The sequence below is a fragment of the Beijerinckia sp. L45 genome (assembly GCF_009765775.1).
Taxonomy (GTDB): Bacteria; Pseudomonadota; Alphaproteobacteria; order Rhizobiales; family Beijerinckiaceae; genus RH-AL1.
The window spans coordinates 70,989-80,616 of sequence record NZ_LMUU01000276.1 but is presented as its reverse complement, the minus strand read 5'-3'; the positions used below and the strand labels follow the sequence as shown (position 1 = coordinate 80,616).

Sequence of the window (9,628 nt, the reverse complement as noted above, 5' to 3'; positions counted from 1 at the left end):
CCTCCTCGTGGCAAAATGCCATACTTCTAGGAGGACCACTTCAGAGGGGGCAGACCAGCTGGGCAAGGAAGCGACGTGTCCGCGTGAACGGCGGTTAATCGGCCCCCCAATTTGCCGAGCGACTGCTCGTTGATGTCGGTGAGCGTCACCAAGACAGGCAAGGGCCTTGCCGTCGCGCCGTTCAAGGCACGTGGTCGCTGGCGCCTCCAGTTCGGATCGCATTGTAGTGCAGCCGCCAGCTCTCGATCATGATCCTGCGCTTGCGTTGAAGCTTTCACAGGTGCCGTTCTCGCGAGACATTCTGGGTGCCTCGTCGATCACGTTCAGGATGCGGACCGTGCGATTGTCATGGGTCCCGACGGAGACGAAACGCTTGAACGCAGGTGGTTGCCCACATATTGGCCTTGCAAAACAGGGGCCCCTCGTCGCAACGAATACCGCCTTGAGGCCGAGGTCGCTAGTCTCGCCGATTTCTTAGCCGCTGCCGCTGACATTGTTGCCGATGAAAACGGCTTTGGCGTCTAGCACGACCTTGGGAATAAGCCAGCCCGCGATCAAGATTTAAGTCACCTATGCCGGCGTGCCGGGCACGCCCGGGAACGCGCCTGACAAGTCTTCGCCCGCTTATGCGATAGCTTCGATGTGTTGTGTCCTTAACGCGCCAATCGTGAGATCTACAACGCGATTGACGTAAGCTTCCGGATCGCCGAACGGGAACGCAGGAAAGGTCAGGATCGCAGCAATAGCCCCGTGCACCGCCGTCCACAATAAGGTTGTCATAGCGTGCGTGTTTCCGGTTAATACGCCGGATTCAACGCAATCCAACGCCCGTTGGGCGCCAACGGCAAATGCGGCATTATCGGCTAACATCTGCTCCGGTCCCTTCCGTTCGCGTGGCGATTGAGCCTCCGGCGTCATAAACATCGTGCGGTAGTCGTCCGGATTTCGGAGCCCGAAGAGGGCATAGTCTATATACAAGTTCCTGAGGGCTTCGAGCGGATCATGGGATGTATGGCCGGCCAAACGCTCGGCCAGGGCGTCGAAACTCCGCTGCGCCAGAGCCAGCAGAAGCGCGTGCTTGTCGTCGAAGTAGGCGTAGAGGGTCATGGGGGCGCAATCGAGGTCCAGAGCAAGCTTACGCATGCTCAGCGCCCCAGCGCCGTCTCTCTCAACGATTATCGCCGCCGCATCGAGCACTCGATCGCGCAGCATTTCGCGATGCTCCCTCCGCCGAACCCGAAGGCTCATAGGCGGAGTGGACCCGCGACCGTCTACCATCCTGCAGCCATGTCTGAACCTGAGCCCTAGCCGACCATCAAAGGCTGGGCGACATTATGCTGTGCCTTTCGCGCGATGTCGCGTGCGAATCCGATCGTTTCCTCCACGAGGTGGCGCTTGACGAACCAAGGAGTGCCAATCGTGCGACCGAGGATCTCGACCACCCGTGGCATCTCGACGTCGATCTCGAAGCAGAAACGCGAAGCGGCAGGGCCGTCCGACGCGACCCCCATATGCCAGCGAACACCAACCTTCACCGGCACGACGTGCATGAGGTAGGCGCGACTCGCTTCCGACACCATCGTCACCTCGTTCTTCTCGGCACGTCGGGTAGCGTAATGCTGGATCAGCAAAGAGCCGCCAATCGACTCGACGTTGACCATTCCCAATCGCCTTTCCCCGCCAACGACGCCGATCGCCAGATGGGCGCGAGCGCAGGCGGCATAACCTCTTCGGTGAGCTCGAACAGCCATTCGGCCAGATCGATCGAGGAGGCCGGTATGCTGATCGAAACCTCATGTGAGAAATGCATTGGCTTTTCCTTTCGTACGCGTATATTTAAACATACGCGTATGGGAACAGCAACCGGTTTTTCCTGCTCGCCTCCGAGCTTGCTGGATACGACGAAGCCTCCTTATCGCATTCGACAGATGCCATCCTCACGCAACAATGCGGAAAATGCCTATGATCAAGTTCACGATACTATTAAAGCGAAACAGCGCCTTGAGCCGACAGCAGTTTGTCGATCACCACCGAAATATCCACGCGAGCTTGTTTATGTCGGTTCCGATCGTGAAGACTACCGTGCGTCGCTACGTGCAGCAGCATGCTGTCGAATTTCAAATGCCAGGCTTGCCTCCCGCTAATTACGATGGCGTCACCGAACTCTGGTTCGACGACATCGAAGCTCTGGGACGATGCTTTTCAGATCCGGAATACCTGGATCAAGTTAGGCCCGACGAGGCTTTCTTCCTCGATTTGCACGCCTGCGATTTCGTCGTGTCCGAGGAGACCAGTGTCTGGAATTCAGTGGCAATATGAATGTTCATTGATTGTGCTGCTCGAACAATAGTATGACAGCGAAATGCGCGCGGCTGCATCCTAAATCTATAGGCTTTCTGTCATTGCGCGTTAGCGTCAAGTCTGTTTAGTTGCGCAGGGGCATGCTTCTGTTCGTGATCGATGCTGTAATCGTCACATGATGCGATAGGCGTGAGACGAAGAACGACCGATCTCCGAAGCGGAGTTGCGTCGCCGCGCTCCCAGGCGTCCGCCGGCCTCTCTCCGCCGTCGTCCTAACGAGTACGTCCCTTGCGGGGACGATTCCGTAGTGGCGGCAGGCGGTGCTTCCCTTCCGTTTGGCTGTGGCGACGGCTGTCGCGGTGAAGCGGAAGTCGCTGCAGTCGCTCCACATCGATAAAGACGACGGCGATTTTGCGGGCAAGCGCCACCTTGGCTCGTTGCAGGCCGCGCCGTGCGCTGTTTTCAATATCCTTGAGCCGGCGTACCAGAGTTGAGCGCGCTGACAGCAGGGCACGGTGATCACGTGCATCCATGTACTTGACGTGAACACGCAGGAACCAGCCCCTGCGCGGAAGGTCGGCCTGCCCCGAGCATCATTGCGATCCGTCTCGGCGACCCAAGCTGAGAGCGCTGCCCGAACATGGCGCGTCTCCATCAGCACGGCGTCGAAGCCTTTCAGTTTCAGGCTTCGAACCAGCATTTCCGGGACCGGCCGCACTACCGACCCGAGCCAATCGAAGGCGATACGGTTTGCAGATCGAGCAGAACTTAAATAGCCTTCTACGTTCTACAAGATGGGGCCGTCGATCAGGCTGCCCCTTTGATTCTAGCGGATGCCTCGCAAAAACAGATCCCAAGCGCAATCGAAGAAGGCGTCCCGCTCAGCCTTATCCGCGAGGCCTTGACGCCCCATCAGCGCTTCTTGAACAGCCCATCCGGTACACAGCCCTGTCAATGCCCGGCGTATTTCCTCGAAAGAGGTGTCTTCACGAATTTGTCCCTTATCCCGAGATGCCTTCAACAGGCGCAGAATAACATCGTCGTAGGGGTCCAACGCGTCGGCCCTTACATTGGCAATGATGGTTGGAAAACGATGGGCCTCCGCAATGATCACGCGATAGACGGCTACCACACCTGGCGTTGAGGCTAAATCCAGCCTCGCTCGACACGCGCTTCGTAAAGCAATCATCGGATCAGGAGATGACGTTTCCGCTAAAACTGCACGATCCAGCAGCGTCTCAGCCAGCAAGTTTACCACGGCTTGAAACAGCGGTTCTTTGGACGGATAGCGGCGATAGATGGTGGTTTTGCCGGTGCCGGCGGCCTTCGCAATCTGCTCGATAGAGGTTCCGGCGTAGCCCTGCTCGGTGAACAGGCGCATCGCCGTAGCCAATATGTGCTGGTCCAATATCTCGCTTGCCTGTGCAACAGGTCTCCCCAGCCGTCGCGCATTTTCTTGTTTTCCTGCCATGGTTTTTTTCCAAGCAATCGTGATCAGCCAACATGTTTACATATTGAAACGATATCGTATCGTTCATATGTTTGCAGCTTCGAGATGATATCGAGGTTCAAAAATGATCAAGCAGTCCGAACATCGGTCCTATGGCTTTTGCCGCATCGACGTGCACGCACATTATCTGCCCCCGTCCGTAAAAGTGGCGTCGGTTCCTGGGCAGAACCACATGTTGTCGTCCCCGATGCCGTCGTGGAGCGTAGACGAGGCGATCAGCTTCATGGATCGCCATCATATTCATAGCCAGATCCTGTCACTGCCTGTGTCCACACCCGACGCAGACTTCCACAAGATGAACGACTACAGCGCGTCGCTTGTCGCGGAACATCCCGACCGTTTCGGTTTTTTTGCCTCGCTGCCCTTACCCGATATCGCGCGGTCCGTTCATGAGATCGGTTACAGCTTCGACGAACTAAACGCCGACGGGATCGTTTTTTCCAGCAACTATGGAAACACCTATCTCGGCAATGCCATATTCGATCCGATTTACGCCGAGCTCGATCGACGGCAAGCGGTCGTCTTTATTCACCCCGACACGCCGCCTGATTTTGAAAGTACTGCTTTGGGTCGACCAGGGCCGCTAATCGAGTTTCCGATGAACACCGCTCGAACCGTGGTGGATATGCTGTTCGCAGGCGTTTTCCGCCGGTACCCAAACATCCGGTTCCTCCTCGCTCACGCCGGGGGCGTCCTGCCGACCCTCGCCCCGCGTATCTCGTCGTTGGGCTCGTTGCCGTGGGTTTCCAATCCCCTTGGCCTCACGCATGGTGAGATGCTCGCGAACTTAAGTGGCCTCTTCTACGATACTGCGATTGCTGGCTCCGGTTCGTCGCTATGGCCAGTGGTCGAACTCGCGGGTCCAGATCAGATCGTGTTCGGTACGGATTATCCGCCCGCATCGGAAGGTGTGATCGCGCAAAATATCGAAGCCGTGGCCGCGTTCGAGGGGCTTACCGATCAACAGAGGGCTGGAATTGGCGCCAACACGGCCAAGCTGTTCCCCAGGCTAGCGTCCGCCGCTCGATGACGCTCGGTTAAAAGTCTGAATCGCGCACAGATAGCAACGAAGGCCCATGCACGATTTGCGAGGTCGTGATGGGCTATCTTCGTGCGCAGACCTCTTACGCGACGGCCGCCACGCGCGCGTGACGGACAGCATCTGCCAGCTCGTGAGATATTCGCTCGGTCCCTTGCCGTTCTTCATTCGCGCGAATCCTCGCTCATGAAGCACACCATGTGATGACTGGAAGTCTTAAGCAACAGACCGCGCTTTGACTGACAAATACGCTCGACACAGGAGCGGTAATTCGGCACGCAAAGTGGCCAGAAGATTAGGTCCTGCGCCACCCTCTATGACTGAACGCACGGTGCCTCCCAATATAGCAACCAGGATGTCGGCGACAGACGGAGCATTTTCGAAAGTGGCATCACGGGCACTTATCAAGACTCGCTCAATGGCCGCCCGGATGCGAGTCGATCCCTTATTGAGGAGATTGGCAATCTCTAAGTCAGCGGCAACAGCATAAAGCGCACGCGAGGTCGCAATGTCCCTGGTCTTGGCGGCCAGCCAGGCCGAAACCAATCCATCAGATATGACGGTCAGAGTATTACCAGCAAGTTGGTCGGCAGCAATTTCCATGGCTTGCGGCACGCCATCGAGTCTCTGCTGAAGCATCGCATAGAGAAGTGACTTCTTATCGGGAAAATATTGATACAGCGTCCCGACCGAAACGCCTGCGCGTTCGGCAACTCGCGTCGTCGTCAGCTTCGTTTGCCCATCGACCAGCAAAACCTGAATCGTGGCTTCAAAAATCGCGTCGACCGTCGCCGACGACCGCGCCTGACGCGGCGTTTTCCGAGGCTTTAGCAGTGCGGATGGCGGGACGGGCATATGCGAATGTCAAACCTGAAGGATCGCTCATATAATATGAGGGTGCTCTTTGAGCAACTGGGCGAAAGGTTATGAAGATGAACAACGAACACAAACGGATTGCTTTGGTCACAGGGGCAAATCAAGGTGTCGGTCTACAGGTCGCAAAAGAACTTGTGGCTGACGGTGTTACCGTGCTGATCGGGTCACGCGACTATGCACGCGGCGAAACCGCAGCAAAACTGATCGGGCCGGGCGCAATTGCGATACAGCTCGATGTAACTGATCAGGCTTTAATCGGAGCTGCAGCGGCGCGCATCGGCGAAGAGTTTGGACGCCTCGATCTTTTGGTCAACAACGCAGCCATCTCGCATCATCTCAGGCAGCCTGGAATGTCGATTCAGGATCACGCGAAGACCACAAGACCCAGCAATGTGCCGCTCGAAGAGATACGCGCTGTTTGGGAAACAAACGTCTTCGGTGTTCTCGCCGTGTATCAGGCGATGCTACCGCTCCTTCGAAAATCGTCCGATGCGCGCATCGTCAATGTATCGAGCGGTGTGGGGTCACTGACGCTCAACGCGGACCCTAACTTTCCTTACCGCTCTATGTTCGGTCCCGTTTATCCCGCATCCAAGACGGCTCTCAACGGCATAACGCTGGCCATGATGATCGAACTCGAAGGGTCGGGCATCAAGGTGAACCTCGTTTCTCCAGGGTTCACTAGTACGAACCTTAACAATTTCGCAGGAACCGAATCTGTCAAAGATGGCTCGCGTGAGGTGGTTCGCGTGACGAATCTCGGACCGGACGGTCCGACCGGCACCTTCACGCGGTGGGACAGTACAACGATTCCCTGGTAACCGAGAATTCAGCCTAAGCCCGGTTGTTTGGGCCACTCGTTCGAAAACAGACGCAGCGGCGCCCCACACCTGGACTGCCCGCCCACCGGGCGTGCTGCTGCCGGTAACGGCCGAAGCTGCGTTCGTTTGGAAAGATCTTGTCGTTGGGCCGCGCTCCGCTGGTGCTGAGAGTTAGTATCCAATCTAACTGGAAGTCGCCTGCCATCTTTGGGACAGGCGACTGCCGCTTGCCCAGTCCTAGACCGAGGCGAGCCCCGCGCGGAGGCGATGCAGAATAGCGAGGTGGGTCTCGATGGTTGGGACCGAAAGCGTTGCGACGCGACGGATGGCGGCATCGGCGTCGCTATTGATCGCCTGGCTGTTGTTTGCGAGCAGTTCCTCGTGGCCCTTGATCTGACCCATGATGTACGCGTGGTCGAACCTTGGACCACGCAGCAGGGCTAATTCGCCGACCATTGCGGCTTGATCGGGACGCGGGGGGACAGAGCCCGGCATCGCGCCGAGGGCTGCGGCAACGGATTGCTGTTCGTTGATCTCGAGCTGGGCGAAGTCGCGAACATGCACGCTATGGGCATGAACCAGCGCGAGCTTGCTTGTCTCGATCGAGAACTCGCCACTCACCAGGTCGGTAAGGCGGAACTGGTCTCCGCCTCCGAGCACATCGCTGCCTGTGCCAAGCGTGCCGCCGATGATGTCCGTGCCTGCGCCGAGGGTGCCGCCGACCACGTTGCCTGGAAGGGCGAAAAGATCGTTCAAGGGGCCGGCGTCTTGTAAGCATCCGCCGAAGGCCGCGGGTCAGATAGGTTTGGTGCGCTTTGCTCGTGGTTTAGGAGCCCAGCGCTTGGTAAGGGCGGCGATCGCGCTCTGATGGGTTGCGATGTCGGCAGGATGCGGGTCGAAGTCAGGCTCAGCCCATTCGAGCGCATCAGCGTGGCCTTCGTGTTGAGGATCGGCGATAGCCTCCAGGAAGTCAGCGTAGCCGGCCGGTCCGCCGATATCCTCGGGCGGGCATCGCCCGCTCGCTTCGATCAGGTTAGGATAGACCAATCCTGGAATGGCGTCGGTCAAGCGCTCGATCTTGATCGTGTGGCTCCAGCCGTCGCCAAAATCATAGAGATAGGTGAAGGTCTTTCTGCCGAGATCCTCGATAACTTTGTCGAGACGCGCCTTGCTCGCGTCGAGTGGGCCGTCACGCCAACTTGGGTCGGGGACGCTCCAGCCTGTATCATCAATGCAGATCTCGTAGAGGTGGCTATTGGTCCAACCGATCGCTGCCTGCAAAACGAGGTGTAGCCGATCGAGGCGGATCGAAAACGGCACTTCTATCCGGCGCAGCACGACCGGTTTGACGTCGTCGAGGGTTATCTTGAGGAGAGCGATGGTGTCGGCGGTCATGCCGCCAGTTTACAACACGTCGTATCCCGCGACCAACGCCACGGCAGCAAATCTGCGAGATCGGCCATCTTGTAATCGGCGATGCGAGCGAGGACGTCGGCCAGCCAAGCATGGGGATCGACGGCGTTCAGCTTTGCCGTCTGCAGCAGCGTATAGATTATGGCGGCGCGGTCCCCACCGCGTTCGGACCCTGCAAAGAGCCAAGCCTTGCGGCCGAGTGCGATACCGCGCAAGGCGCGTTCGGCGGCATTGTTCGATAGGCAGATCCTTCCATCATCAAGGAAGCGCACGAAGGCGGGCCAGCGCGTCAGCATGTAGTCCATGGCCTTGGCGACGTCGGAATGACGCGAGAGCTTCGGGCGCTCTGCCCGCATCCAGCATTCCAGGCCTATCACAAGCGGCATCACATCTTGCCGGCGTCCCTCCAGTCGAAGGTCTGATCGCAAACTGTTCAGAGCACGCTCGGCCGCGAAGATCGCGTCGAACCGACGGACGGCTTCCAGAGCAAGCGGCGCGACGATGACCGGCTTGCGCGAACGGGCTCTACTCGTGATGTCGGCAAGGACGAAGAACTTGCGACGGGCATGGCTCCAGCAAGCGGCCTCTGCAATCGGCCCGGGTTTGCGCTCGGCCTTGTAGAGCCCGTTGAACCCGGCATAGGCGTCGGCTTGCAGGATCCCGTCATAACCCGCGAGATGACGCTCGGGATGTTCGCCCTTGCGATCCCGCGAGAACGCGTAGAAAGCCGCCGGCGGATCGGGGCCACCAAACGGGCGGTCGTCACGAACATAGGTCCATAACCTGGCCTGGACCGTCTTGCCCTTAGCCAAAAGCGCTACCGGCGTGTCGTCACCGTGGATACGCTCCGCCGCCAGAACATGAGCGCGAATGAGGTCGGCGAGCGGCGCCAGGACGGCGGCGCAGGCGCCAACGTGATCGGCAAGGGTCGATAGAGGCAGGTCTATACCTTCGCGCGCGTAGGTCTCGCTTTGACGGTTGAGCGGTTGGTGCAGCGCGAACTTGGCGTGAAGGATCATCGCCAGCAGGCTCGGGCCGGCATGCCCGCGGGCGATGACGTGGAAGGGCGCTGGCGCCTGGCTGATCTTCTCGCAGGCGCGGCAGGTGAACTTCTCGCGAACGTGCTGGATCACCTTCCACTGGCGCGGCACCACCTCCAGCGTCTCGGTGATATCCTCGCCTAGCTTGGCAAGGCGCGAGGACCCACAGCATAGGCACGCGCTCGGGCCAGGAACGATGATACGTTCGCGCGGCAGATGATCGGGAAACGGCCTTCGCCCCGATCGCCGCCGCTGATGCGCGGGGATCGAAAGACCAGCGCGGATGGCCGCCATCTCTGCCGTCGCCTCATCCTGCGCCGCCGTCGCTTCGAGATCTTCCAGCTCGAACTCCATCTGGTCGAGCAGCTTATGTCCACGCTCCGATCGACTGCCATAGAGCTCGCGCCGCATCTTCTCGATGGCAAGCTTCAGATGGGCGATCAAAGCCTCGGCGCCGGACACCTGGGCGATGGCGAGCGTAGCTTTGGCTTCGGCCTCTAAACGGGCCGCGCGCTCTGCGACGAGAAGCCTCTTCAGGCTTTCGATATCATCGGGCTCGCTGGCGTTCGATGGCGTCATGAGGCCATTGAATCATGAATCGCATCATCCGTAATCCTGGCGCAGCACG

The 9,628-nt window shown here is 58.7% G+C and carries 11 protein-coding genes; 3 read left to right on the top strand and 8 right to left on the bottom strand.

Going from position 1 to position 9,628, the window contains the following annotated elements; all coding sequences use genetic code 11:
- Positions 1–624: 624 nt before the first annotated feature.
- Both GSQ79_RS28625 and GSQ79_RS28620 read right to left on the bottom strand, forming a co-directional pair.
- A complete protein-coding gene (locus tag GSQ79_RS28625; RefSeq protein WP_158812132.1) occupies positions 625–1,212 on the bottom strand; it encodes a TetR/AcrR family transcriptional regulator in 588 nt (195 codons plus the stop codon).
- Between the two features lie 92 nt (positions 1,213–1,304).
- Complete coding sequence (locus tag GSQ79_RS28620; protein ID WP_158812131.1) at positions 1,305–1,661, bottom strand: hypothetical protein; 357 nt, start codon at positions 1,659–1,661, stop codon at positions 1,305–1,307.
- A 301-nt stretch (positions 1,662–1,962) separates the two neighbouring features.
- Here GSQ79_RS28620 and GSQ79_RS28615 point away from each other — a divergent pair, with 301 nt between their 5' ends.
- Entirely contained in the window at positions 1,963–2,319 is a 357-nt protein-coding gene (locus tag GSQ79_RS28615) for an EthD domain-containing protein (protein ID WP_158812130.1), read from the top strand.
- Positions 2,320–2,573: 254 nt separating this feature from the next.
- On the opposite strand, the gene GSQ79_RS28610 is transcribed toward GSQ79_RS28615, so the two are convergent.
- A complete protein-coding gene (locus tag GSQ79_RS28610; protein WP_158812129.1) occupies positions 2,574–2,834 on the bottom strand; it encodes a hypothetical protein in 261 nt (86 codons plus the stop codon).
- Positions 2,835–3,127: 293 nt separating this feature from the next.
- On the bottom strand, positions 3,128–3,772 hold the full coding sequence (locus tag GSQ79_RS28605; protein ID WP_158812128.1) for a TetR/AcrR family transcriptional regulator: 645 nt from the start codon (positions 3,770–3,772) through the stop codon (positions 3,128–3,130).
- Positions 3,773–3,875: 103 nt separating this feature from the next.
- Between GSQ79_RS28605 and GSQ79_RS28600 the strand changes: the two genes are divergently transcribed.
- The gene (locus GSQ79_RS28600) at positions 3,876–4,841 is read left to right on the top strand and encodes an amidohydrolase family protein (protein ID WP_158812127.1); all 966 of its coding nucleotides are present in this window, start codon (positions 3,876–3,878) and stop codon (positions 4,839–4,841) included.
- Between the two features lie 225 nt (positions 4,842–5,066).
- Here the strand turns inward: GSQ79_RS28600 and GSQ79_RS28595 are convergent, their stop codons facing one another.
- Positions 5,067–5,705 (bottom strand): TetR/AcrR family transcriptional regulator, encoded by a 639-nt coding sequence (locus GSQ79_RS28595; protein WP_158812126.1) that lies wholly within the window; start codon positions 5,703–5,705, stop codon positions 5,067–5,069.
- A 77-nt stretch (positions 5,706–5,782) separates the two neighbouring features.
- On the opposite strand from GSQ79_RS28595, the gene GSQ79_RS28590 reads away from it, so the two are divergent.
- Positions 5,783–6,547: an SDR family NAD(P)-dependent oxidoreductase gene (locus tag GSQ79_RS28590; protein ID WP_158812125.1), complete on the top strand. Its 765-nt coding sequence runs from the start codon at positions 5,783–5,785 to the stop codon at positions 6,545–6,547.
- A 237-nt stretch (positions 6,548–6,784) separates the two neighbouring features.
- Here the strand turns inward: GSQ79_RS28590 and GSQ79_RS28585 are convergent, their stop codons facing one another.
- Genes GSQ79_RS28585 through GSQ79_RS28575 form a run of 3 tightly spaced genes read right to left on the bottom strand, consistent with a single transcriptional unit; the run spans position 6,785 to position 9,579 of the window.
- Complete coding sequence (locus GSQ79_RS28585) at positions 6,785–7,303, bottom strand: DUF4142 domain-containing protein (protein ID WP_158812124.1); 519 nt, start codon at positions 7,301–7,303, stop codon at positions 6,785–6,787.
- Positions 7,304–7,342: 39 nt separating this feature from the next.
- On the bottom strand, positions 7,343–7,942 hold the full coding sequence (locus GSQ79_RS28580) for a plasmid pRiA4b ORF-3 family protein (protein ID WP_158812123.1): 600 nt from the start codon (positions 7,940–7,942) through the stop codon (positions 7,343–7,345).
- On the bottom strand, positions 7,939–9,579 hold the full coding sequence (locus GSQ79_RS28575) for an IS66 family transposase (RefSeq protein ID WP_158812122.1): 1,641 nt from the start codon (positions 9,577–9,579) through the stop codon (positions 7,939–7,941). The genes GSQ79_RS28580 and GSQ79_RS28575 overlap by 4 nt, the downstream gene beginning before the upstream one ends.
- Positions 9,580–9,628 lie beyond the last annotated feature (49 nt).